This is a genomic window from Phreatobacter sp. GW821-FHT04C01 (assembly GCF_059420385.1).
On sequence record NZ_JBWKTP010000001.1, the window covers coordinates 1,047,055 to 1,070,514 of the forward strand.

A 23,460-nucleotide genomic window follows, 5' to 3' on the forward strand; every position below is an offset into this window, starting at 1 on the left:
GCGACCCAAAGATGACCCTTCCGGCACGAATTTCCTCAACAAGAGGTAAAGAGCCGTGGTTAACGTCGGGTTGATGCGCGGGTGCCTGTTCACGCAACGAACCGCCCGAGCCGGGCGGGGTGCGCTCGGGACGCAGCCGTGGTAGAGCGACCAGCCTTCGTCAGCGGACAGGCTTCATGACATCCTCCATCCCGGCCACCAACACCATTCTCACCTCGGCGCTGCGTACGCTGTCGGTGGAAGCGGCGGGCATCGTCGCGCTCGAGGACGCGCTGGCGAACGGGCTCGGCGCGCCATTCACCGCCGCCGTATCGCTCTTGATGAAGGCCAAGGGCCGCGTCATCGTCACCGGCATGGGCAAATCCGGCCATGTCGGCCGCAAGATCGCCGCGACCCTGGCCTCGACCGGCACGCCGGCCTTCTTCGTCCATCCGGGGGAAGCGAGCCATGGCGATCTCGGCATGGTGACGCCGGATGACGTCATCCTGGCCTTGTCCTGGTCCGGCGAAACCGTGGAGCTGCGCGACCTCGTCGGCTTCTCCCGTCGGTTCGGCGTCGGGCTGGTGGCGATCACTTCGGTCGCCGATTCGGCGCTGGGCAAGGCAGCCGACGTGTGCCTGGATCTGCCGCGCGCCGAAGAGGCCTGTCCCAACGGACTTGCGCCGACCACCTCGACGCTGATGCAGCTCGCCATTGGCGACGCCCTGGCCATCGCGCTCCTCGAGGAGCGCGGCTTCACCGCCGCCGACTTCCGCACCTTCCATCCCGGCGGCAAGCTCGGTGCCGTGCTGGCCCTGGTCCAGGACGTCATGCATACCGGCGAGGCCGTGCCGCTCGCCGGGCTCGGTGCGCCGATGACCGACGTGATCCTGGAAATGACCGCCAAGGGCTTCGGCTGCTGCGGCGTGGTCGACCGCGGCGGCCGGCTCGTCGGCATCGTCACCGACGGCGATCTGCGCCGCCACATGCAGGCCGATCTCCTGGCCCTGCCGGTCGAGGAGGTGATGACCAAGGCGCCGAAGACGGCGCGGCCGGACCAGTTCGCCAGCGAGGTGCTGGACCTGCTCAACCGCACCAAGATCACCGCTCTGTTCGCGCTGGAGGCCGGCAAGCCGGTCGGCATTCTGCATGTCCACGATCTCTTGCGGGCCGGCGTCGCCTGAGGCGCGGATGCGGCCCGAGCCATGCAAACGCGCCAGGATCGCCCAATTCACGCCCTGTTCGGCGGCTTCAGATAGACCGGCCTTGATGATCGGATGCGCCGGACGGGACTGAGATGAGATTTTTTCCGCTGGTGATCCCGGCGCTGTGTTTGAGCCTTGCAGTGGCCGGCGCCGCCGGTCGCGCCGATGCCGCGCCGACGCTCCAGATGGCGGGGCGCGTTCAGCAGAACCCGCCCGCCGTCGCGGCTCCGGCCGCCCGGATCTACCTGTTTCGCGGCCTGTTCGACGTGTTTTCGCTGGGCATCGACAGTCTCGGCGGCAAACTGCGCCGCAAAGGCTATGCCGCACGCACCATGGGGGTGGCCAGCTGGGAAGCGGTGGCGGCCGAAATCGTCCAGCGCCGCCGCGCCGATCCCAGCGAGCAGATCGTGGTGATCGGCCATTCGCTCGGCGCGGATGCGGCGGTCAGGATCGCCAATCGCGTGGCGCGCGAAGGCCTGGCGCCGCTGGCCCTGGTCGTCACTTTCGATCCGGTGTCGCGGCAGGAGGTGCAGGGTGGCACCCGCCGGCTGGTCAATCTGTTCCAGTCGAACAATGGCTGGGCCGTGCCGCTGCGCCGTGGGCCGGGTTTCACCGGCGACTTCGTCAACGAGGACCTTCGCGACCGCGGCGGGCTCAATCATCTGAACATCGACAAGGATCGCCGCCTGCATGACGGCATCATCGCCTGGATCGATCAGGCGGTGGCGGAGGGACAGGCGCGCCGGCAGGGCGCCAGCGCCTTCAGCCACCCAGCACAGCCCGCAAGACCACGATGGTGACGACGCCGGTCGCGATGGTGCCGATCAGCGGCAGCCGCATCGCCGCCAGGATGGTGATGGCCCCGGCGCAGGTTTCCGCCCAGCCGGTGGCGAGCAGGGTCGGCGCGATCACCGCCGTCAGCACGGCCGCCGGAATGGCGTCGACCGCCGCCTTGGCGCGACCGGTAAAGGTGATGCGATCGGCGATCACCAGGCCGCCGAGGCGGCAGGCATAGGTGACCGCCGCCATGCCCAGGATGGCCAGCATGGTCATCAGGTCGAGCTTCATGAGGTGATGTCTTTCGGGGCCATGTCTCTTGAGGCGATGTCTCTTGAGGCCACGTCTCTTGAGGCCGTGCCGTTCGGGGCAGGGGGCTCGGATGCGCCGTCCCCGCCATAAGCCAGCACGGCGGCGGCCATTCCCGCGACAGCACCGGCCAGCACGTGCCAGGGGGATCCGAGGGCGAGGTAGGCCCCGGTCGCGGCGACCGCGCTGGTCACCACCACCAGCCCGGTCCGCGGACCGGTGACGAAACCGGCGACCAGCCCGATGAAGATGGCGGTGAAGGCAAAATCGGCGCCGAACCGCCGGGGATCGCCGAGCAGCGGTCCGACGATGGTTCCGGCATAGGACCAGAGCACCCAGTTCACGAAAAACACCGCGCCCATGCCGAAGAAATAGGCGGCGGTGATCGGCCGGCGCGCGGCGCGCCGTTCGCTCAGCGCCCAGTTCTCGTCGGCCAGGACATGAAAGCCCAGCAGCCGGCCGACCAGCGGCAGTTGCGCCACCTTGGGCGCCAGCGAGGCGCTCATCAGCAGGAAGCGGGCGTTGATCAGCAGGGTTGAAAGCACCAGCGCGGCCACCGGCACCGGCACGGTCCACAATTCTATCGCGGCGAGCTGTGCGCCGCCGGCGAAGACCAACGCGGAAGACAGCGCCACTTCGAGCGGCGACAGGCCCTTGGTGGTGGCGATCGCACCGTAGAGCAAGCCAATTGGGGCGGCGGCCACCATGGCGGGCCACACATCCGCGATGGCATCGCGGAATTCGGACAGGGGTCTGGACATCGGCTCGGCCGGCAGATCGGTCATCGCGCCATCATGGCGCGCGGTGGTCTCGGGCTCTTGAACGAAATCGGCATGGGGTGGGCCTTCGGCTCGCCCGGGCCTATTCGGCGACGGAGCGCCGGTAGGCGCCGGGCGTCACGCCGAGCCGCGCCTTGAAGGCGCGGGTCAGATGGGCCTGGTCGGCAAAACCGGTGGCGGCCGCCGCTTCGGCAGGGGCTGTGCCGTTCTTCAGGCTGTCCTGGGCGCGGCGGACCCGGACGTCGATGACATAGGCGTGCGGCGTCAGTCCGATCTCGCGGCGGAAGGCGCGGATCAGGTGATGGGTCGACAGGCCGGCGGTGGCGGCGAGGTCGTCGAGCCTGAGGTCCTCGCAATAGCGTGCCTCGATCAGCGAGCGGACGCGTGCCACCGGTCCCGGCTCGCGCCCGAGGGGGCCTTCGCGCAGCTCGGCATGCAGCACGAGCATGCGGCCATAAGCACGCAGCAGCAGCTCCTCGCCGGCCAGCCCGTCCTGGTTCCGCTCGAGCGCGCCATGGGCGGCGGCGAACAGCCGCGCGCCCTCGGGATCATGGACCACCGCCTCGCGGAAGAACGGCGTGTCGTTGACGACATGGCCGGCGATCGATCCGGCGACGAGCCGGATGAAATCGATCCCGGGATAGGTCATGCGATAGGAATAGCCGCCATAGGCCGGCGCGCCGTCGTGGACGTCGAGCGGATTGTTGAACACGAGGTCGCCGGGACCGGCGAAATGCCGCCGGCCACGGGCGTTCCAGGTCTCGCAGCCGGCCTCGATATTGCCGATCGCGTAGGTGTCGTGGGTATGCGGCGCATAGGCATGGTGGACGAAGGTCGCGCGCAGGCAATCGATGCCGCCGAAGCGGCTCGCGGCGAAGAACCGCGCGGCCTCGCCCTCGCCAAGCGGCAGGGCGCCGAGCGCTTCGACCTGGGTAATCGGCCCGTCCATGGGCATTGTCTACCACGCCCGCGGCCCGGTTCTTGAACGAAATCGGCATGGATCGCCGCGCCGTGACGGCCGCCCGCGTCGCGCCCGTTCGCCGCCTACGACTTCCGTCTCATCGCTCCTCCTCCTTTCGACCCCTTGATTTCATCGACCGCGCGTTCAACTATCCGCCCAGGCTGTCCTGACGAGACGGCCCGCGGTCGTGCGAGCGGTCGCCACGAACCCGGAAAACCGGGTCGGTCAGAGGGATGGATGGTGTGGCCTCGCGCCGCGCCGCCAGGAAACCAGGGAGGACGCCGGCTGTGGCAAACCACGCCGACGCGCGTGCCGTTTCCGGCGCGAGCGATACGTTTCCGAAGCTTCTGGCCTTGAACGCCACGCGGTTCGCGACGCGTCCGGCCATGCGCCACAAGGATCTCGGCATCTGGCACAGCTGGTCCTGGGCCGAGGTCGCCCGCGAGGTGCATGATTTCGCGCTGGGCCTGCGCGAGCTCGGCCTGGCGCGGGGCGACAAGGTCGCGATCGTCGGCCGCAACCGGCCGCGGCTCTATTGGTCGATGGCGGCGATCCAGTCGTGGGGCGGGGTGCCGGTGCCGGTCTATTCGGACTCGGTGGCCGAAGAGATGGCCTATGTGCTCGAGCATGCCGAGACCACCATCGCCATCGTCGAAGACCAGGAGCAGGTCGACAAGGTCCTGTCGGTGTCGGATCGGCTGACCAAGCTCAGCCACGTCATCTATGACGAGCAGCGCGGCCTGCGCGACTACGATCATTCCCGCATGCATTCGTTCGACCAGGTCCAGGCGATCGGCCGCGCGGTGGCCAGGGACCCGGCCAAGGCAGCGGCGCTGGCCGCCTCGATCGCGGAAGCCAAGGGCTCCGATCTCGCCATCATGCTCTACACGTCGGGCACCACCGGCCGGCCCAAGGGCGTGATGCTGAGCAATGACAATCTCATCGTCTCCGCGCGCAACGGCAACCTGTTCGACCGGCTCGACGAGAACGAGGAGGTGATCGCCTATCTGCCGCTCGCCTGGGTCGGCGACAATATCTTTTCCTATGCCCAGTCCTATGTCGCGGGCTTCTGCGTCAATTGCCCCGAAAATGCCGAAACCGTCACCGACGACCGGCGCGAGATCGGCACGTCCTATGCCTTCGCGCCGCCGCGCATCTACGAGACGCTGCTGACCCAGACGATGGTGCGGATGGAGGATGCCAGTGCTTTCAAGCGCCGGATGTTCCACTACTATCTCGGCGTGGCCAAGCAGTGGGGCGAGAAGATCCTCAATGGCGAGAGCGTGCCGATCGCCGCGCGGCTGAACTATGCGCTCGGCCGGTTCCTGGTCTACGAACCCCTGAAGAACCGGTTCGGCCTGAGCAGCATTCGCGTCGCCTATACCGCGGGCGAGGCGATCGGCCCGGAGATCTTCCGCTTCTTCCGTTCGCTCGGCATCAATCTGAAGCAGCTCTACGGCCAGACCGAGGCGAGCGTCTATATCACCGCCCAGCCGGACGGCGAGATCTATGCCGACACGGTCGGCAAGCCGAATATCGATGTCGAGATCAAGATCGACCCCAGCGGCGAGGTGCTGTTCCGCTCGCCCGGCGTGTTCCAGGGCTATTTCAAGGATCCCGAGAAGACAGCCGAAACCAAGACGCCGGACGGCTGGGTGAAGAGCGGCGATGCCGGCTTCTTCGATCCCAAGACCGGCCATCTGCGCATCATCGATCGCGCCAAGGATGTCGGCAAACTGAAGTCCGGCGCGCTGTTCGCGCCGAAATATATCGAGAACAAGCTGAAATTCTATCCGAACATCAAGGAGGCCGTGGCCTTCGGCCAGGGCCAGGACTTCGTCACCGCCTTCCTGAACATCGACCTGACCGCGGTCGGCTCCTGGGCCGAGCGACACAACGTCAACTACGCCTCCTATCAGGAGCTGGCGGGCCATCCCGACGTCATCGCGATGCTGGCCAGGCATGTCGACGAGGTGAACCGGTCGCTCGCCGAAGAGCCCCTGATGGCGGGAGCGCAGATCAAGCGCTTCCTGATCCTGCACAAGGAGCTCGACGCCGATGACGGCGAGCTGACGCGCACCCAGAAGGTCAGGCGCAGCTTCATCGCCGATCGCTACCAGTCGCTGGTGACCGGCCTCTATGATGGATCGAAGCGGGCGCATATCCGGACCGAAGTGACCTTCGAGGATGGCCGCAAGGGCATCATCGAAGGCGACCTGGCCGTCATCGACATGGATCTCCACGCGGCTGCCGCGACATCGTTCCAGGAGGCCGCGGAATGAGGGGGCCGTCGCCAACCGACATCGCCGCCGGCGAAGTGATCCTGGCGGTCGAGCATGTCTCGCTCGCCTTCGGCGGGGTCAAGGCGCTGACCGACGTGTCCTTCGACATCAAGAAGGGCGAGATCCGCGCGATCATCGGCCCGAACGGCGCCGGCAAGACCTCGATGCTCAACTGCATCAACGGCTTCTATTACCCGACCGAGGGCCGGATCACCTTCAAGGGCCAGACGCGGCCGAAGATGCGGCCCTATGAGGCGGCCTCAGGCGGCATCGCGCGCACCTTCCAGAACGTCGCGCTGTTCAAGGGCATGTCGACCCTCGACAACATCATGGCCGGTCGCACGCTGAAGATGAACTCGAACTTCTTCTGGCAGCTGTGGCGCTACGGGCCGGCCATGCGCGAGGAAATCGAGCATCGCAAATTCGTCGAGGAGATCATCGATTTCCTGGAGATCCAGCATGTCCGCAAGGTGCCGGTCGGCAAACTCCCCTACGGCCTGCAGAAGCGGGTCGAGCTCGGTCGGGCGCTGGCCATGCAGCCGGACGTGCTGCTGCTCGACGAGCCGATGGCCGGCATGAATCTGGAGGAGAAGGAGGACATGTGCCGCTTCATCCTCGACGTGTCGAACCAGTACGGCACGACGATCGCGCTGATCGAGCACGACATGGGCGTGGTGATGGACCTGTCCGACCGGGTGGTGGTGCTCGAATATGGCCGCAAGATCGCCGACGGCACGCCGGACGTGGTGAAGGCCGACCAGCGGGTGATCGACGCCTATCTCGGCGTGGCGCATTGAGGAGGGCCCGATGACCGATGTGAGCATCGCCCCGAAGCCGACCCTGTCCGAGGGCCAGCGCGGCTGGTTGACCGCCGCGGCCGTGCTGGTCGTGCTGGTCGGCGGCCTGACCTTCGCGACCCTGAAGGGGCTGATCGGCCCGGCCGACTGGACCTACAAGATCCTGGTCGACCCCTTCGTCACCATGTGGGGCCTGCCCGACCTGTTCATCCAGACGGTCTGGGAGGGTTTCGTTGCGGGTGTCCTCTATGCCCTGATCGCGCTCGGTTTCGTGCTGATCTTCAAGGCCTCGGGGGTGTTCAACTTCGCCCAGGGCATCATGGTGGTGTTCGCCGCGCTGTCGCTGGTCGGGGTCTATGAATTCCTGACCCAGAAGCTCGGCCTGCCGCCGGGCCATGTCGCCGCCCTGCTCGCCACGCTCGCCGCCGTCGGCATCATGCTGGTGCTGTCGATCGCGGTCGAACGCGTGGTGCTGCGGCCTCTGGTCAACCAGCCCGACATCATCATGCTGATGGCGACCGTCGGCCTGTCCTATTTCCTCACCGGCTTCGGCGAATATGTCTTCGGCGGCAATCCGAAGGTGATGATCACCAGCGAGCTGGGGCTGCCGACCGGCTCGTCCAGCATCGACGTGCCGGGCGGACGGATCAGCGTCCAGCATCTCGACGTCGCGGCGGCGGTGATCGCGCTCGCGATGATCGTCATCCTCGCCCTGTTCTTCCAATATACCCGGATCGGGCGGGCGCTGCGGGCGGTCGCCGACAGCCACAAGGCGGCGCTCTCGGTCGGCATCTCGCTGAACCAGATCTGGGTCATCGTCTGGTTCACCGCCGGCATCGTGGCGCTGGTCACCGGCATCATGTGGGGGGCGCGATCGGATGTGTCCTTCGCGCTGGAGATCATCGCTCTGAAGGCGCTGCCGGTGCTCATTCTCGGCGGCTTCACCTCGGTGCCCGGCGCCATTGTCGGCGGCCTGATCATCGGCATCGGCGAGAAGCTCGGCGAGTTCTACTGGGGGCCGCTGATGGGCGGCGGCATCGAGACCTGGCTCGCCTATATCATCGCGTTGATCTTCCTCATGTTCAGGCCGCAGGGCCTGTTCGGCGACAAGATCATCGAGCGCATCTGACGGGAGCCTGAGCCGTGTTCTACCGCGAGGCCGGACAATACAAGACCAGCTACCAGGCCGACATGGCGATCTTCCCGCTCATGCAGGATCGCCTGGGCGTCGCCGCCATCGTCGCGCTCGCCTATGCGGTGCCGCTGTTCACCGGCAATTTCGTCATCTCGACGATCATGCTGCCGTTCATGGCGCTGGTGCCCGCGGTGATCGGGCTCAACATCCTGACCGGCTATACCGGGCTCATCTCGCTCGGCTCGGCCGGTTTCATGGGGGTCGGCGCCTATGCCTGCTACAAGCTGACGACCCTGCTGCCCGAGGTGAATATCCTCGTCTGGATCCTCTGCTCGGGCTTTTTCTCGGCGGCGATCGGCGTGGTGTTCGGCCTGCCGAGTCTCCGGATCAAGGGGCTCTATCTGGCGGTGGCGACGCTGGCCGCGCAGTTCTTCCTGCAATGGTCCTTCGTCCGCATTCCCTGGCTGTTCAACTACAATCCGTCGGGTGCGATCGAGGTGCCGCTGCGCACCCTGTTCGGGGTCGCGATCACCGGTCCAACGGCGGCCGTCGAGGTGAAATACCTGGTCGCCCTGTCCTTTGTCGTGCTGCTCACCTGGGTCGCCTCGAACCTGGTGCACGGGCGCGTCGGCCGCTCCTGGATGGCGGTGCGCGACATGGACATCGCGGCCCAGCTGATGGGCATCAAGCTGTTGGAATCGAAGCTCCTCGCCTTTGCCGTCTCGTCTTTCTATTGCGGGGTATCGGGCGCGCTCTTCGTGTTCATCTATCTCGGCGGCGCGGAAGCCGGCACCGAGTTTTCCATCCGCCTGTCGTTCCTCATCCTGTTCGCGGTCATCATCGGCGGGCTCGGCTCGACCATCGGCTCGTTCTTCGGCGCGGGCTTCATCGTGGCGCTGCCGACGATCCTGAAATTCGGCCTGCCGGCGATCGGCATCGCGATTACCGGATCGATCGCGGAAAAGCTGGTGGTCATGGTGATCGGCGCATTGACCATCTACCTTCTCATCGTCGAGCCGCACGGGCTTGCCCGGTTGTGGCAGATCACCAAGCAGAAGCTCCGGGTCTGGCCGTTCCCCTATTGAACCACCGCCCCAACCCTTCACGACCGGACGATCAACGGCCGGCAGAACAATCAAGACCGAGCGCGTCGCTCAAGGGAGGATATGCCATGAAGCTCACTCGAACCGTACTGGCGCTCGCCGCCGGCATCGGGGCCTTCGCCTCGCTGCCGGCCGCCGCCCAGGACCAGATCATCTTCGTCAACAACACCTATCGCACCGGCCCGTTCTCCGGCTCCGGCATTCCGATCGCCGACGGCACGCGCGACTATCTGATGATGCTCAACGCCCGCGACGGCGGCATCGGCGGCGCCCGCATCGTGTTCGAGGAATGCGAGACGCAATACGACACCCGCCGCTCGGTCGAGTGCTGGGAACAGGCGAAGTCGCGTGGCTCGGTGCTCTATGCGCCCTGGTCGACGGGTGCTACCCTCGCCACCATTCCGCGCGCCCATATCGACAAGATGCCGATCTTCGCCATGGCCTATGGCCTGTCCGCCGCCTCCGTCGGCGGGTCCTTCCCCTGGGTGTTCAATCCGCCGTTGACCTATTGGGACGGCGCTTCGGTCTGGATCCAGTATATTGCCGGCCGCGAGGGTGGCCTGGAAAAGCTGCGCGGCAAGACCATCGGCCTCGTTCATCTCGACGCCCCCTTCGGCAAGGAGCCGATCCCGGTGCTCGAGGCGCTGGCCAAGGAATATGGCTTCACGCTGAAGCTCTATCCGATCAATCCGAACGAAATGCAGAACCAGTCGTCGACCTGGCTCGGCATTCGCCGCGACCGGACAGACTGGGTGCTGCTGCAGGGCTGGGGCGCGATGAACCCGACCGCGGTGCGCGAGGCCGGCCGCGCCGGCTTCCCGCGTGACAAGCTGCTTGGCATCTGGTGGGCCGGCGGCGATGACGACGCGCGTCCCTCCGGCGCCGATGGCAAGGGCTATCTGTCGATCTCCTGGCACCAGGTGGGCACCAATTTCCCCGTCATCCAGGACATCCTCAAGCACGTCGTCGATCGTGGCCAGTCGCAGGCGCCGCGCGAGAAGGTGGGCGAGAACCTCTACAATCGCGGCGTCTATCAGGGCATCCTGATCGCCGAGGCGATGCGCACCGCCCAGCGCCTGTCCGGCCGCAAGGCCATTACCGCCGACGACATGCGGCGCGGCCTGGAATCGCTCGATATCTCGGCGGCCCGCTGGACCGAGCTCGGCGCGCCCGACTTCGCCGCGCCGGTCAAGCTGTCCTGCCAGGACCATAACGGCCACCAGGCCGCCTTCCTGGTCCAGTGGGACGGCACGAAATGGGCGCGCGCGACCGATTGGATCACGCCGGACCGCGCCCGCATCCGGCCGCTGCTGGAAGAGGCCGCGCGGGCCTATGCCGCCTCCAACCAGGGGTGGCCGCAGCGCACCGAGGCCTGCGACCAGCGCTCGTAAGACGACAGATCCCGGGGCCGCGATCCGTCGCGGCCCCGCCTTATCCGGACCCGTGCCCTTGCCGCCATTCGCCCGATCGGGGCGGCGCGCGCAGGCGCCGGTCCGACCGGGGCGAGCCCCATCCACCCGCGCTTTGCGGCGCCCCTCCTGCGTTCATGGAGGGTGACTGACGGACCGCCTCATGATCGTCGAGACCACCGCCGGCATCGCCGCCGAAACCGGGCAGGACGAGATCCTGGCGGTCAGCAATATCGAGGTCGTCTACGACCATGTGATCCTGGTGCTGAAGGGCGTGTCGCTGACCGTCCAGCGCGGCGGCATCGTGGCGATCCTGGGCGCCAACGGCGCCGGCAAGACCACCACGCTCAAGGCCATTTCCAATCTCCTGCATGCCGAGCGCGGCGAGGTGACCAAGGGCTCGATCGTGTTCGAGGGCGAGCAGGTGGATCATCTCTCACCCAACGACCTGGTGCGCCGCGGCTGCATCCAGGTGATGGAGGGGCGGCATTGCTTCGGCCATCTGAGCATCGAGGAGAACCTGATGACCGGCGCCTTCACCCGGCGCGACGGCAAGGCGGCGATCCGTGCCGACCTGGAGAAGATCTACAATTATTTCCCCAGGCTGAAGCAGCGGCGCACGTCCATGGCCGGCTACACCTCGGGCGGCGAGCAGCAGATGTGCGCCATTGGCCGGGCCTTGATGTCGCGGCCCAAGATGATCCTGCTCGACGAGCCCTCGATGGGGCTGGCGCCGCAGATCGTCGAGCAGATCTTCGAGATCGTGAAGGATATCAATGCCAAGGAAGGCGTGTCCTTCCTGCTGGCCGAGCAGAACACCAACATGGCGCTGCGCTACGCGACCTATGGCTACATCATGGAGACCGGCCGGGTGGTGATGGACGGCACGGCGCAGTCGCTGCGCGAGAACGAAGACGTCAAGGAATTCTACCTGGGGGTCGCCGAGGGCAACAAGAAGAGCTTCCGCGACGTGAAAAGCTACAAGCGCCGCAAGCGCTGGCTGGCATAGCCGATCGCGAGCCGCCATGTTCGCTGTCCTGGCCCGCGGCGGATTCGTGTCCCGCCGGGGCGGTCAACGGCGCTTTCGACCATGCCCTTCATCATTCTTCTCGGTATCGCCGCACTGCTCCTCCTGATCTTCGGGCCGCAATTCTGGGTCAAGGCGGAGATGCGCCGGTACGCGGCCGAAAGGGCCGACTTTCCCGGCACCGGTGGCGAGCTTGCCGAGCACCTGCTCGAGCGCGCGGGCCTGTCGCGCATCAAGGTCGAGCTGACCGACGGGGGCGATCACTACGATCCGATCGACGGGGCGGTCAGGCTCAGCCCCGATATCCATGGCGGCCGCTCGGTCACCGCGGTCGCGGTCGCGGCGCACGAGGTCGGCCATGCCCTGCAGCATCGCGACGGCGACCGCCTGCTGCTGGCGCGGATCAAGATGGCCGAGGGTGCGCGGGCGCTGGAGATCGGCGCCACCGTGCTGTTCGCCACGGCGCCGCTGGTGCTGGCTTTCGTCCACTCGCTGCCGCTGGTGATCCTGCAGATCGTGGTCGCCGTGATCCTGCTCGGCTCGCGCCTGGCCATGCATGTGCTGACCCTGCCGGTGGAGTTCGATGCGAGCTTCGGCAAGGCTCTGCCGATCCTCGACAAGGGCGGCTATCTGCCGGCGGGCGACCTGCCGGCGGCGAAATCGGTACTCAGGGCGGCGGCCTTCACCTATGTCGCCTCGGCCCTGGTGACGCTGCTCGACGTCACGCGGCTGTTCCGGATCTTGCGTTGATTTGTTTTGGTGGGCATGAAACCGCGATGAGCTCCGAGATTCTCGATCGCTGGTACGCAGCGCTGAAGGCCGGCGATGCCGGGGCACTGGCCGCCGTCACCACCGAGGACGTCAGCGTCCGCTGGAACGGCCCGGTCGGGGTCGTGCCCTGGGCCGGCCTGTGGCAAGGCCGTGCCAAGGTGATCACCTTTTTCAAGCGGGTCGCCGAGCATCTCGAGATCGTGTCCATGACGACGATCCAAAAGATCGAAACGCCGGACGCCGTCGCGCTGGTGCTCGACGGCCATTGGCGGGTGCGCGCGACCGGCGAGGAGATGCAGGTGCGCGCCGCCAATCTGTTCCGCTTCGAAGACGGCCGCGTCGCGGCTTATGAGATCTATCCCGACAGCTTCACCTTCGCCCAGGCGATCGCCCGGGCGTGAGCGGCGCCGGGACGCCCGGCTTCACCACCCGGTCCGTCATGGCCGGCCTTGTGCCGGCCACCCACGTATTGCCTTGGCTGAGAAGACGTGGATGGCCGTGACAAGCACGGCCATGACGCAGTGAAAAACGGTGTGCCGGCGGTCGATCGTGGGTGGTTCCTCTCGCCGGCGATCGGACACGCCCGCGTCCCGTCAAAGCGTGACGCCGAGCTTCCTTACCCAGGCCAGGCCCTTGTCGGTGCCGGCGCGCGGCCGATATTCGGCGCCGACCCAGCCGGCATAACCGAGCCGGTCGAGGGCCGCGAAGACCGCCGGGAAATGCACCTCGCCCTCGTCGGGTTCGGCCCGGCTCGGCACGGCGGCGATCTGCACGTGGCCAATATGCGGGAGCCAGTATTCCAGCTTGGTCAGGATGTCGCCCTCGGCGACGCCGACATGGAAGACGTCGAACATGATCTTGATATTGGGCCTGGCGGTGCGGGCGATCATCTCGCCGGCGCCGCGCAGCGTCGAATAGAAATAGCCGGGGGCCGCGCGCGGGTTCAGCGGTTCGAGCAGGATGGTCAGGCCATGGGCCGCCGCCTTGTCGGCGGCGAGCCGCAGGTTGTCGGCGAAAACCGCGGTGGCGACGGGAATGTCGGCCGGAGCGACCAGGCCGGCCATGGCATGGATCGAGGTGCCGCCGGCCGCGACCGCCCAGGCGATGGACTGGTCGATGGCCGCCTGGAACTCGGCCTGCCGGCCGGCCAGTGCGCCGAGCCCGCTCTCGCCCTTGGCGAGATCGCCCCGCGCGGTATTGACGCCCAGCACCTGCATGCCGTGCCTGGCGCAAGCGGCGCGCACGGTGGCCGGATCGGTGTCATAGGGCCAGTGCAGCTCGATCGCCTTGAAGCCGGCCCTGGCGGCGGCCTCGATCTGGTCGAGGAGCGGCCGGTCGGGCCACAGGAAGCCGAGATTGGCGGAAAAACGCGGCATGGCGGTCAGCCCTTCAATTTGAACGTCGCTTCGAGATCGGCAATCTCCCGCGCGGCGAGGTGGCGCACCGCCATGCCGCGCGTCAGGATCGTCAGCTTGGCAGTCTCCTCCAACTCCTCCATGGCGAAGACCGCCGCGTCCAGGCTGGTGCCGGCAACCACCGGGCCATGATTGCCGAGCAGGATCGCCGGATGGGCCGGCGCCGTGGCGCGGATCAGGGGCGCGACGTCGGCGGAGCCCGGCCGGGTATAGGGCACGACCGGCACACGGCCGACGCGCATCACCACATAGGGCGTGATCGGCGGGATGGCGTCGTCAGGATCGACATCGGCGAGGCAGGACAGGGCGGTTGCATAGGTCGCGTGCAGATGCACCACCGCGCGGGCGGAGGCACGAGCCTCATAGAAGGCAAAGTGCAGCGGCAGTTCCTTGGTCGGAGCGTCGCCGGCCAGGTGCTTGCCGTCGGCATCGAGCCTGCTGAGGCTCGCCGCATCGAGAAAGCCGAGGCAGGAATTGGTCGGCGTGACCAGGAAGCCGTCGGCGAGCCTGACGCTCATATTGCCCGACGAGCCGGGTGTCAGGCCGCGCTCGAACAGCGAGCGGCCCCAGCGCACCAGGCCCTCGCGCGCGGTTGTTTCCTCCGATGTCCAGGCCGCGCTCATGGCGTCCCCAGGGCGGCCAGCGCCTTGTCGTAGAAGTCGACGGCACCGAAATTGCCGCTCTTCAGCGCCAGCCGGATCGGCCGGGGGCCTTCCGCCGCGAGCGCCGGCACGCCGGGATCGATCTCCGGCCCGATATGGAAGCGCTCGACCTCGAGCGCGGTGACCACGGCCCCCGAGGTTTCGCCGCCGCCGACCACCAGCCGCTCGACCCCGGCATCGGCGAGCATCACCGCGAGCTCGCCGAAAAAGCCTTCGATCGCCTCGGCGACCTCGGCCGTGCCATGGCGCTCCTGGGCGGCCTTGACCTCGGCCGGATCGGCCGAGGAATAGACCATGGGGGCAAGCCCGATACGGCCCATCACGTGGTCGAAGGCTTTTCCGGTGGTCATGGCGCCGCTGATCACCTCGTCGGGCAGCACCAACAGGCCCGGATGTTTGGCGGTGTAGGCAACGACCTGGGCGCGCGACTGGGTCGAGCAGGAGCCCGACAGCACGGCGGCCGGCCCCTGCGCCTGGGAGAAGCTGGTGCCGCTGCCGGAGAGCAGGCCCGCGGCACGGAAATTGGCCGGCAGGCCAAGCGCGATGCCCGAGCCGCCGGTGACCAGCCGCGCGTCGGCGATGGCCGCGCCGATGGCCAGGAGATCGTCGTCGACCACGGCATCGACCACGGCGAGGCGACGCTTCGCGGCGGCCTCGGCGGCCAGCGCCGACGCGATCGCCGCGCTGCCGCCGCGCACGGTCGCGTAGGGCACGAGGCCGACCTCGCCCTGCGTCTGATAGGCGAGCCAGCGGCGAATATCCGGGTCGCTCATCGGGGTGAGCGGGTGGTTCTGCATGCCGCTTTCGTTGAGCAGCCGGCCATTGACGAAGAGATGACCGTTGAACAGCGTGCGGCCGGTCGCCGGGAACACCGGGCAAACCACCGCGACATCGGCGCCGAGCCGCTCGATCAGCGCCTCGGCCACCGGGCCGATATTGCCTTCCCGGGTGGAATCGAAGGTCGAGCAATATTTGAACAGGATCTGGCGGGCGCCCTGAGCCAGCAGCCATTCGCAGGCCGCCAGCGACTGGGCGATCGCTTCGCCGGCCGGGATGGTGCGGCTTTTCAATGCGACGACGCCGGCCTCGCAGGCGGCGGGCGCGGCACCCGAGGGCACGCCGACGAATTGCATGGTGGCCATGCCGCCCTTGGCGAGCGTGTTGGCGAGATCGCTCGCGCCGGTGAAGTCGTCGGCGATGCAGCCGAGAAGCATGGTGTGGGCCCTTGGGAATCGGTCGGGGCTGCGATCTTAGTTATTTGAGACGACCCGGCAATTCTTGCCGGGCCCGGCAGCGGATTCCGAGCGCGAAAAACGGGCGGCATTGCTGCTTCGCTGAAATTGCTGGGCTTTTCGATGCCGGGCCCCTGGCCCGGAGCTTGCTGATCCGACGGCGGTTCTTCAGGTCCGACGACGGGGGCATGCGCGGTGGCAGCGACGACAACAGGAACGGTTTCGACCGCGACCTCGAATCCGGTCACGCGCAGTGACAACCGCACCCGATCCGGCCAGGGCGGTGCCAGCGACGCGACGTCGCCGCAGTTCAGCGAAGCCCTGGATGCCGAGGACAAGAGGAACGAGACGCGTCCGAGCGCGCGACCCGTGCGGCCGCCGCCGCGTCGCCCGATGGCCGCCCCCGATGTCGCGCCGGCCTCGCAGGACGCGGTCGCCGCCCCGCCGCCGGCTCCCGAGAAGCGCCAGGCGGCAAAGACCGAACGCGACGGCGATCACGATGCCAAGGCGGACGACAAGACCAAGGCCGCGCCGCCGGCCAGGGACGATGCCGCCCCTGCCAAGGATGCGGCGGTCGTCGACGCCTCCCAGCCACAGCAGGCCCCGGCCGCAACGCCGGCGGCCGTTGCGCCGGTCGCGGGCCAGCCGGCCGCCGCGCCGGATGCCGCGAGCGCCGAGGGCGACGCGACGGCCGTCGCCGCCATCGGCAACGCCGCGCCGGTCGTCGATCCGAACGCCGCGGCCGCGGGCCAGCCAGCGGCCGCCGCGGCCAAGGCCACGACGGAAGCGCCCGGGCAGGGCCCGGCGCTGGCGGCGGCTCTGACCGAGGCGGCGCCGGCCGCGGCCGAGGCGGTCAAGCCGGAATTGCATGCCGCCAAGGCGGAAGCCGCCACGCCGGCCAACGCCGCGCCCGCAGCCGCAGCGGCTCATGCCGCGCCGGTGGAGGCCCCCAAGGCCGAAGCCAAGACCGACGGCAAGTCGGAAGCCAAGGCCGAGATCCGAGCCGATGCCGCCGCGCCGCAAGCCGCGCCGACATCGGCCGAGACCCGGGCCGCGGCGCCGGCCGACGCGCAGACACCGGCCGCGGCGAGCACGGCCTCCTCCGGTCCTCTGTCCTTTGTCGGCGAGGTCGCCCAGAAGGTGGCGGCCCAGACGGCCGCGCCCGGCTCGGTGGTGCCGATCCATGCGCTCGCCGTCACCATCGCTGCGCGCGCCTCCGCCGGTTCGACCCGGTTCGACATCAAGCTCGATCCGGCCGAACTCGGCCGCATCGAGGTGAGCCTGACGCTCGACCGGGAGGGGCGCGTCAAGTCGAAGATCGTCGCCGAGAAACCGGAGACGCTGGAGCTCCTGCAGCGTGACCAGCGCAACCTGGAGCGGGTCTTGAGCCAGGCGGGCCTGAACGCTTCCGAGGGCTCGCTCGAGTTCTCGCTGAAGGACCAGGGCAATCAGGGCTCGCCGCGCGACCAGTCGAACCCCGGCCAGACGCGGACCTGGCAGACGCTTGTCGAAGATCCCAACGGCGCGGCCGTCCAGCAGGCCTCGGCCGCGACCTATGCCCGTCTCGCCGCAGCCCGCGGTGGCGTCGATATCCGAATTTGAGAGGAACGAAGCAATGGTGGACGCAACCTCATCGGCCTCCGGCGCCAGCAATACGTCGGGCACGAGCGGCGCCAGGCAGAAGCTGTCGACCAATTTCGACACCTTCCTGATGATGTTGACGACGCAGTTGAAGAACCAGGATCCGACCCAGCCGATGGACGCGAACCAGTTCACCCAGCAGCTGGTGCAATATTCCCAGATCGAGCAGCAGCTGGCGACCAACGACAAGCTGGACAAGCTGATCGCCAACTCGCAGAACAGCCAGACGACGACAGCGCTCGGTTATCTCGGCACCAAGGTGTCCTTCGACGCGAGCCAGGCGACGCCCGGCACGGCGTCGACGTCCTGGACCTTCACCGCGCCGACGTCGGGCGACTATACGATCCGCGTCCGGGATGCCGCGGGCACGCTGGTCAAGGAGACCACGGCCAGCATCACCGGCGGCACCGCGTCGAGCTATACCTGGGACAATGTCCGCAGCGACGGCTCCCCGGTCGGCACCGGCACCTACACGATGGAGCTGTGGCAGGGCAGCGGGTCGAATGCCAAACAGGTCGGCGTCGTCAATAACGGCCAGGTCTCATCGGTCGACACCTCGGGCAGCGAGGTCACCGTGACCGTGGGCACGCAGAAAGTGCCGGTCAGCAAGATCAAGACGATCTCGCTCTGAGGTGTCGGGCCATGACGGCGAGCGCTCTCCTGAGGCCATTTCCGGGACGCGTCCTCGCGCGTTTGCAGGCGATTCGGAGAAGCTACAACGATCGCTTGTTTGTACGGATCCCATTTAGGCCAAATTTAACCCCCGGTCGGTACTCTCGCTTCATGACGTGGTCAGTCGCGTGCGTTGTGTGAGAGTATCTATGACCGAACCCATGCGTCCGAGGGTGAAATATGTGATCGGTCCGGACGGTAGTCCGCTGACGATCGCGGATCTCCCACCGCCCGACACCCATCGCTGGGTGATCAGGCGGAAAGCGGAAGTTGTTGCCGCCGTGCGTGGCGGTTTGCTGAGCCTCGAAGAGGCCTGCAAACGCTATACGCTGACGGTCGAGGAGTTCCTGAACTGGCAACATTCCATCGACCGCCATGGTCTTGCTGGTCTGCGCACCACCCGCATCCAACAATATCGTCAATAAATCCTTAATGCCCCGTGCATTCGTTACGTCGGTGCCCGACCGGGCGCCGGCGCTTTCGGCGTTTGGCCGGGCGTGACGAGGGGCAGGGCATGGTGCCCCGGGCCTTGCCGGACCGGCGCATTCTGGACATGATTTCTGTGATACTATAACAAGATCGTTTGAAACTGCGGTCCGCGTTATGCACGATCACGTCCACGCTTCGCACAGCCATTCCCCCGTTGCGCATGCCGCCGCGCCGCACCGCCATGGCGCGGCGCCGGCGGCCCCATCGGGCGTTTCCGTGCTGCTGATGTCGGTGCCGGCGCGGCTCGGGGTGGCGGTGGGTCTCGTGGCAGTGCTCTGGGCGCTGGTTGCCTGGGCTCTGGTCTGAGGCGAAAAACGGTGTCATCCCCTGCCATGTCCGCTGTCCGGTTTCGCAACCTCACCCTCGGTTATGATCGCCATCCGGCGGTGCATCACCTCGACGGCACGATCCAGGCGGGCGACATGCTCGCGGTCGTCGGCCCGAACGGCGCCGGCAAGTCGACGCTGCTGAAAGGCCTGGCGGGGGCCATCAGCCCGCTCAGCGGGGCGATCGAACTGAGCGATGCCGGTCGCGGCAAGGTCGCCTATCTGCCGCAGGCCGCCGAAATCGACCGTTCCTTCCCGATTTCTGTGTTCGAGCTGGTCGCCATGGGCCTGTGGCGGCGCAGCGGCCTGTTCGGCGGCCTGTCGCGCGCCGACCGCCACACGATCGACCATGCCCTGGCCGCCGTCGGGCTGACGGGCTTCGAGGGCCGGATCATCGGCACGCTGTCGGGCGGACAATTGCAGCGCATGCTGTTCGCCCGCCTCCTGGTGCAGGACGCCCAGCTGATCCTGCTCGACGAGCCGTTCACCGCCATCGACGCCAAGACGACGGCGGATCTGCTGGCTCTCGTCTGCCGCTGGAATGCCGAGAAGCGCACCATCGTGGCCGTCCTGCACGACATGGAAACGGTGCGCGCGACATTTCCCCAGGCGCTGCTGCTGGCGCGCCGGCCGATCGCCTGGGGCCGCACAGTCGACGTGCTGACCGCGGAAAACCTCACCGCCGCGCGGCGCATGACCGAGGCCTTCGACGACCACGCGGCGGTTTGCGCCGTGGCAGCCTGAGGGCCGGTTTCGTGATGTATGACATGTTCATCGGACCCTTCGTGGAGTTCGAATTCATGCGCCGGGCGCTGGTCGGCGCCATCGCGCTGTCGCTCGGCGGGGCGCCGATCGGCGTGTTCCTGATGCTCCGGCGGATGTCGCTGATGGGCGATGCCATGGCGCACGCGATCCTGCCGGGGGCGGCGGTCGGCTTCCTGCTGTTCGGGCTGCAGCTCATCCCGATGACGGTCGGCGGCATCGTCGCGGGCCTGGCCGTGGTGTTCGCGGCCGGCGTTGTCGCCCGTTTCACCGCCCTGAAGGAAGACGCCTCGCTCGCCGCCTTCTACCTGATCTCGCTGGCGCTCGGCGTCATCATCGTCTCGATGCGCGGCTCCAATGTCGACCTGATGCATGTGCTGTTCGGCACGGTGCTGGCGCTCGACGACCCGACGCTGCTGTTGCTCGCCGGCATCACCACGGTGACGCTGATCGCGCTGGCCGTGCTCTGGCGGCCGCTGGTGCTGGACTGCGTCGATCCCGGCTTCCTGCGCTCGGTCAGCCGCGCCGGAGCGCCGGCCCATATGGTTTTCCTAGGCCTCGTGGTGCTCAACCTGGTCGCCGGCTTTCATGCGCTCGGCACGCTGCTGGCGGTCGGGCTGATGATGCTTCCGGCGATCGCCGCGCGCTTCTGGGGACGCGATGTCACGGCGCTCTGCGCCATCGCCATGCTGTTCGGCGTGGTTTCGGGCTATGCGGGATTAGTGTTATCTTATAACATGGCGACGCCATCGGGGCCCTCCATCGTCTTGATGGCCGGGCTGGTCTATGCGGTGTCCCTCGTGTTCGGGCCGCGCGGTGGTCTGGTGCCCACTTACTGGCCCGCGCGCCATCGCGAGGCCTGAACTCGCGAAAAGGATGCCGCGGATGATCACGCGCCGCTTGCTCTTGCCGACGCTGCTGCTGGGGCCGGGCTTTGCCTCGACCGCGCTGGCCCAGGCGCCCGTTGCGGCCGCCGCCGCCGGCGCGATGCCGGTGGTGACCACCTTCTCGATCCTGGCCGATCTGGTGCGCTCGGTCGGCGCCGAGCGGGTCGCGGTGACCAGCCTGGTCGGCCCGGACAGCGACGCCCATGCCTATTCTCCGAGCCCGGCCGACGCCAGGACGATCGCCGCGGCCAAGCTCGTCTTCGTCAACGGCCTCGGCTTCGAGGGGTGGATCAACCGGCTGATCCGATCGTCGGGCACCCGCGCCAAAGTGATCACCGCGAGCACCGGTGTCGCCGCGCTGAAGGCCGAAGACGACCATGGGCATGGCCATGGGAGCGGCCACAGCCACAGCCACAATGAGAACGATCCGCATGCCTGGCAGAACGCCCTGTTCGTCAAGCGCTATGTCGCCAATATCCGTGATGCCCTGACCGCCGCCGATCCGGCGGGCGCCGAGCTGTTCGCCCGCAACGCCGCCGCTTCCTCGGCCTTGCTCGATGCGCTGGATGCCGAGATCAAGACCGAGACGGCGCGCATTCCGGCCGAGCGCCGGCGCATCCTGACCACCCATGATGCCTTCCAATATTTCGAGAAGGCCTATGGCATCGAATTCGTGGCGCTGCGCGGCGTGGCGAGCGACGCCGAGCCCTCGGCGCGCGAGCTCGCGCAGATCATCCGGCAGATCAAGCAGGGCCGGATCACCGCGCTGTTCATGGAAAACATCACCGATCCCCGGGCCATGCAGCGCATTTCCGCAGAGACCGGCGCGCGCCTCGGCGGCCGGCTCTATTCGGACGCGCTGTCGGGCCCGGACGGCCCGGCCGCCACCTATCTCGCCATGATGCGCCACAATATCCGACAGATCAGCGGTGCATTGGCGCAAAGCTGACGCGCCTTTTGCAGCGCGCTTGCGTACCCTATCTATTGCCGACGCTTGTCCCCCGACGGATGACCCATGACCGAAGCTCTCCAGAAGATCCCCGTGACCGTGCTGACCGGCTATCTCGGCGCCGGCAAGACCACGCTGCTCAACCGGATCCTGTCCGAAAACCACGGCAAGCGCTTCGCCGTGATCGTCAATGAATTCGGCGAGATCGGCATCGACAACGACCTGGTGGTCGGCGCCGACGAAGAAGTCTTCGAGATGAACAACGGCTGCATCTGCTGCACCGTGCGCGGCGACCTGATCCGCATCATCGAAGGCCTGCTGCGCCGCAAGGGCAAGTTCGACGCGATCATCGTCGAGACCACCGGGCTCGCCGATCCCGCCCCGGTGGCGCAGACCTTCTTCGTCGACGAGGAAGTCGGCGCCAAGACCATGCTCGACGCGGTGGTTACGGTCGCCGACGCCAAATGGCTCCTGGACCGGCTGAAGGACGCGCCGGAGGCGAAGAACCAGATCGCCTTCGCCGACGTGATCCTGCTCAACAAGACCGACCTGGTCAGCCCGGCGCAGCTGCGCGAGGTCGAGGCGCGCATCCGTGCCATCAACCCCTATGCGGTGCTGCACCGGACGCAGAAATGCGCCGTCGAGCTCGACGCCGTGCTCGGCCGGGGCGCCTTCGACCTGGAGCGCATCCTGGAGATCGAGCCGGCCTTCCTCGAGCGCGACGATCACGACCATGATCACGATCATGGCCATGACCATGGTCATCACCACCACCACGGCCACGATCATCACCACGATCACGACCATACCGGCGACGATTGCGACCATCCGAGCCACGGCCTGAAGCACTATCACGACGAGGACATGCAGTCGGTATCGTTCCGGACCGACAAGGTGCTGGATCCCGACAAGTTCTTCCCGTGGATCCAGGACCTGACCCAGGTCGAAGGCCCGAAGATCCTGCGCTGCAAGGGCATCGTGGCGTTCAAGGACGACCCGGACCGCTTCGTGTTCCAGGGCGTGCACATGATCCTCGACGGCGATCACCAGCGCGCCTGGAAGGACGATGAGGCGCGGGAAAGCCGGGTCGTGTTCATCGGCCGCGAATTGCCGATCGACAAGATCAAATCGGGCTTCGAGGCCTGCGTCGCGTGACCGAAACGGCGATACGCCGGCTGAGGCTCGCCTCCGGCCTGGTGCTTTTCGCCTATATCACGCTGCACCTGATCAATCATGCGCTCGGCGTGATCTCGCTGGATCTCGCCGAGCGCGGCCTCGGCCTTGCCGTGGCCGTCTGGCACAGCCGGCCCGGCACCGTGCTGCTTTATGGCGCCGCCGCGGTTCATTTCATCCTGGCCTTGCGCACGGTGTTCCTGCGCCGCCACTGGAACCTGCCGCCGATCGAAATCGTCCGGCTGGCCTCGGGCTTCACTTTGCCGCTGCTGCTGATCGGCCATGTGGTGGCGACCCGCGTCTCCGCCGCCTTCTTCGAGATCCCGCCGAGCTATGGCCGCATCGTCACCTTGCTGGTCGCCTCCGGGTCCGAGGGCTGGCAACTGGCGTTGCTGGCGCCGGGCTGGCTGCATGGCTGCCTCGGCCTGTGGATCTCGCTCAGGCGCCTGGCCTGGGCGCAGCGGTCGAAGCCGGTTCTGATCGCGCTGGTGGTCGCCATGCCGCTCGTCGCCGCGCTTGGTTTCTTCAGGATGGCCAGCGAGGTCGATATCAGCCCGGTCGCGGTGGCCCTGCGGCAGCCGGCGGCCGGGCTGCGGCCGGGCCTCGCCGCCTGGCAGACCGGCCTGATGCGCGGCTATCTCCTGGTGCTCGGCCTGACGCTGATCGCCGGGCAGCTGCGCTACCGGTGGCTGGCGCGCCGGGGCCGGGAGACCTGAGG

General features: G+C 67.5%; 25 protein-coding genes. 19 read left to right on the forward strand and 6 right to left on the reverse strand.

Translation table 11 applies throughout. The features are described from left to right. Window positions 1-176 precede the first annotated feature (176 nt). Window positions 177-1,163: a KpsF/GutQ family sugar-phosphate isomerase gene (locus tag AC07WJ_RS04910; protein WP_494933387.1), complete on the forward strand. Its 987-nt coding sequence runs from the start codon at window positions 177-179 to the stop codon at window positions 1,161-1,163. Between the two features lie 113 nt (window positions 1,164-1,276). Next, window positions 1,277-1,984 (forward strand): lipase family protein, encoded by a 708-nt coding sequence (locus AC07WJ_RS04915; RefSeq protein WP_494933388.1) that lies wholly within the window; start codon window positions 1,277-1,279, stop codon window positions 1,982-1,984. Here the strand turns inward: AC07WJ_RS04915 and AC07WJ_RS04920 are convergent. The 3 genes from AC07WJ_RS04920 to AC07WJ_RS04930 form a co-directional block, all read right to left on the reverse strand. Then, complete coding sequence (locus AC07WJ_RS04920; RefSeq protein WP_494933389.1) at window positions 1,947-2,252, reverse strand: AzlD family protein; 306 nt, start codon at window positions 2,250-2,252, stop codon at window positions 1,947-1,949. The genes AC07WJ_RS04915 and AC07WJ_RS04920 overlap by 38 nt on opposite strands. After that, complete coding sequence (locus AC07WJ_RS04925) at window positions 2,249-3,055, reverse strand: AzlC family ABC transporter permease (RefSeq protein ID WP_494933390.1); 807 nt, start codon at window positions 3,053-3,055, stop codon at window positions 2,249-2,251. The genes AC07WJ_RS04920 and AC07WJ_RS04925 overlap by 4 nt, the downstream gene beginning before the upstream one ends. A gap of 76 nt (window positions 3,056-3,131) precedes the next feature. Continuing rightward, window positions 3,132-3,998 (reverse strand): AraC family ligand binding domain-containing protein, encoded by an 867-nt coding sequence (locus AC07WJ_RS04930; RefSeq protein WP_494933391.1) that lies wholly within the window; start codon window positions 3,996-3,998, stop codon window positions 3,132-3,134. Between the two features lie 299 nt (window positions 3,999-4,297). On the opposite strand from AC07WJ_RS04930, the gene AC07WJ_RS04935 reads away from it, so the two are divergent. From AC07WJ_RS04935 to AC07WJ_RS04970, 8 genes are all read left to right on the forward strand, one after another. Further along, window positions 4,298-6,292, forward strand: coding sequence for an AMP-dependent synthetase/ligase (locus tag AC07WJ_RS04935; protein ID WP_494933392.1), 1,995 nt, complete (start codon window positions 4,298-4,300; stop codon window positions 6,290-6,292). Beyond that, window positions 6,289-7,089: an ABC transporter ATP-binding protein gene (locus AC07WJ_RS04940; protein WP_494933393.1), complete on the forward strand. Its 801-nt coding sequence runs from the start codon at window positions 6,289-6,291 to the stop codon at window positions 7,087-7,089. Before AC07WJ_RS04935 ends, AC07WJ_RS04940 begins: the two co-directional genes overlap by 4 nt. 184 nt (window positions 7,090-7,273) lie before the next feature. Then, on the forward strand, window positions 7,274-8,218 hold the full coding sequence (locus tag AC07WJ_RS04945; RefSeq protein WP_494933837.1) for a branched-chain amino acid ABC transporter permease: 945 nt from the start codon (window positions 7,274-7,276) through the stop codon (window positions 8,216-8,218). A gap of 14 nt (window positions 8,219-8,232) precedes the next feature. Beyond that, entirely contained in the window at window positions 8,233-9,309 is a 1,077-nt protein-coding gene (locus AC07WJ_RS04950; protein WP_494933394.1) for a branched-chain amino acid ABC transporter permease, read from the forward strand. 86 nt (window positions 9,310-9,395) lie between these two features. After that, on the forward strand, window positions 9,396-10,718 hold the full coding sequence (locus AC07WJ_RS04955; RefSeq protein WP_494933395.1) for an ABC transporter substrate-binding protein: 1,323 nt from the start codon (window positions 9,396-9,398) through the stop codon (window positions 10,716-10,718). A 181-nt stretch (window positions 10,719-10,899) separates the two neighbouring features. Then, window positions 10,900-11,745, forward strand: a complete 846-nt coding sequence (locus AC07WJ_RS04960; RefSeq protein ID WP_494933396.1) for an ABC transporter ATP-binding protein — start codon at window positions 10,900-10,902, stop codon at window positions 11,743-11,745. An 81-nt stretch (window positions 11,746-11,826) separates the two neighbouring features. Next, window positions 11,827-12,513: a zinc metallopeptidase gene (locus AC07WJ_RS04965; protein ID WP_494933397.1), complete on the forward strand. Its 687-nt coding sequence runs from the start codon at window positions 11,827-11,829 to the stop codon at window positions 12,511-12,513. 26 nt (window positions 12,514-12,539) lie between these two features. Continuing rightward, window positions 12,540-12,935 carry a nuclear transport factor 2 family protein gene (locus AC07WJ_RS04970; RefSeq protein WP_494933398.1) on the forward strand — a complete coding sequence of 132 codons (396 nt, stop codon included), beginning with the start codon at window positions 12,540-12,542 and terminating at the stop codon, window positions 12,933-12,935. A 192-nt stretch (window positions 12,936-13,127) separates the two neighbouring features. On the opposite strand, the gene AC07WJ_RS04975 is transcribed toward AC07WJ_RS04970, so the two are convergent. Genes AC07WJ_RS04975 through otnK form a run of 3 tightly spaced genes read right to left on the reverse strand, consistent with a single transcriptional unit; the run spans window position 13,128 to window position 15,825 of the window. Beyond that, complete coding sequence (locus AC07WJ_RS04975) at window positions 13,128-13,910, reverse strand: hydroxypyruvate isomerase family protein (RefSeq protein ID WP_494933399.1); 783 nt, start codon at window positions 13,908-13,910, stop codon at window positions 13,128-13,130. A 5-nt stretch (window positions 13,911-13,915) separates the two neighbouring features. Next, window positions 13,916-14,572: a 3-oxo-tetronate 4-phosphate decarboxylase gene (otnC, locus tag AC07WJ_RS04980; RefSeq protein WP_494933400.1), complete on the reverse strand. Its 657-nt coding sequence runs from the start codon at window positions 14,570-14,572 to the stop codon at window positions 13,916-13,918. Next, the gene (gene otnK / locus AC07WJ_RS04985; protein ID WP_494933401.1) at window positions 14,569-15,825 is read right to left on the reverse strand and encodes a 3-oxo-tetronate kinase; all 1,257 of its coding nucleotides are present in this window, start codon (window positions 15,823-15,825) and stop codon (window positions 14,569-14,571) included. Before otnK ends, otnC begins: the two co-directional genes overlap by 4 nt. A 411-nt stretch (window positions 15,826-16,236) precedes the next feature. Here otnK and AC07WJ_RS04990 point away from each other — a divergent pair, with 411 nt between their 5' ends. The 9 genes from AC07WJ_RS04990 to AC07WJ_RS05030 all read left to right on the forward strand — a co-directional run bounded on the left by AC07WJ_RS04990 (window position 16,237) and on the right by AC07WJ_RS05030 (window position 23,458). Continuing rightward, window positions 16,237-17,445, forward strand: coding sequence for a flagellar hook-length control protein FliK (locus AC07WJ_RS04990; RefSeq protein ID WP_494933402.1), 1,209 nt, complete (start codon window positions 16,237-16,239; stop codon window positions 17,443-17,445). A gap of 13 nt (window positions 17,446-17,458) precedes the next feature. Beyond that, window positions 17,459-18,115: a flagellar hook assembly protein FlgD gene (locus AC07WJ_RS04995; RefSeq protein WP_494933403.1), complete on the forward strand. Its 657-nt coding sequence runs from the start codon at window positions 17,459-17,461 to the stop codon at window positions 18,113-18,115. A 190-nt stretch (window positions 18,116-18,305) separates the two neighbouring features. Continuing rightward, window positions 18,306-18,581, forward strand: coding sequence for a CtrA inhibitor SciP (sciP, locus tag AC07WJ_RS05000; protein WP_038301404.1), 276 nt, complete (start codon window positions 18,306-18,308; stop codon window positions 18,579-18,581). A gap of 178 nt (window positions 18,582-18,759) precedes the next feature. Continuing rightward, window positions 18,760-18,951 (forward strand): hypothetical protein, encoded by a 192-nt coding sequence (locus AC07WJ_RS05005; RefSeq protein WP_494933404.1) that lies wholly within the window; start codon window positions 18,760-18,762, stop codon window positions 18,949-18,951. Between the two features lie 26 nt (window positions 18,952-18,977). Further along, on the forward strand, window positions 18,978-19,715 hold the full coding sequence (gene aztA, locus AC07WJ_RS05010; RefSeq protein ID WP_494933405.1) for a zinc ABC transporter ATP-binding protein AztA: 738 nt from the start codon (window positions 18,978-18,980) through the stop codon (window positions 19,713-19,715). Window positions 19,716-19,729: 14 nt separating this feature from the next. Continuing rightward, window positions 19,730-20,596, forward strand: coding sequence for a zinc ABC transporter permease AztB (gene aztB, locus AC07WJ_RS05015; protein ID WP_494933406.1), 867 nt, complete (start codon window positions 19,730-19,732; stop codon window positions 20,594-20,596). Window positions 20,597-20,618: 22 nt separating this feature from the next. After that, window positions 20,619-21,569, forward strand: coding sequence for a metal ABC transporter solute-binding protein, Zn/Mn family (locus AC07WJ_RS05020; RefSeq protein WP_494933407.1), 951 nt, complete (start codon window positions 20,619-20,621; stop codon window positions 21,567-21,569). A gap of 66 nt (window positions 21,570-21,635) precedes the next feature. Continuing rightward, on the forward strand, window positions 21,636-22,724 hold the full coding sequence (locus AC07WJ_RS05025) for a CobW family GTP-binding protein (protein WP_494933408.1): 1,089 nt from the start codon (window positions 21,636-21,638) through the stop codon (window positions 22,722-22,724). Further along, window positions 22,721-23,458: a hypothetical protein gene (locus AC07WJ_RS05030; protein WP_494933409.1), complete on the forward strand. Its 738-nt coding sequence runs from the start codon at window positions 22,721-22,723 to the stop codon at window positions 23,456-23,458. Before AC07WJ_RS05025 ends, AC07WJ_RS05030 begins: the two co-directional genes overlap by 4 nt. Window positions 23,459-23,460: the final 2 nt, after the last annotated feature.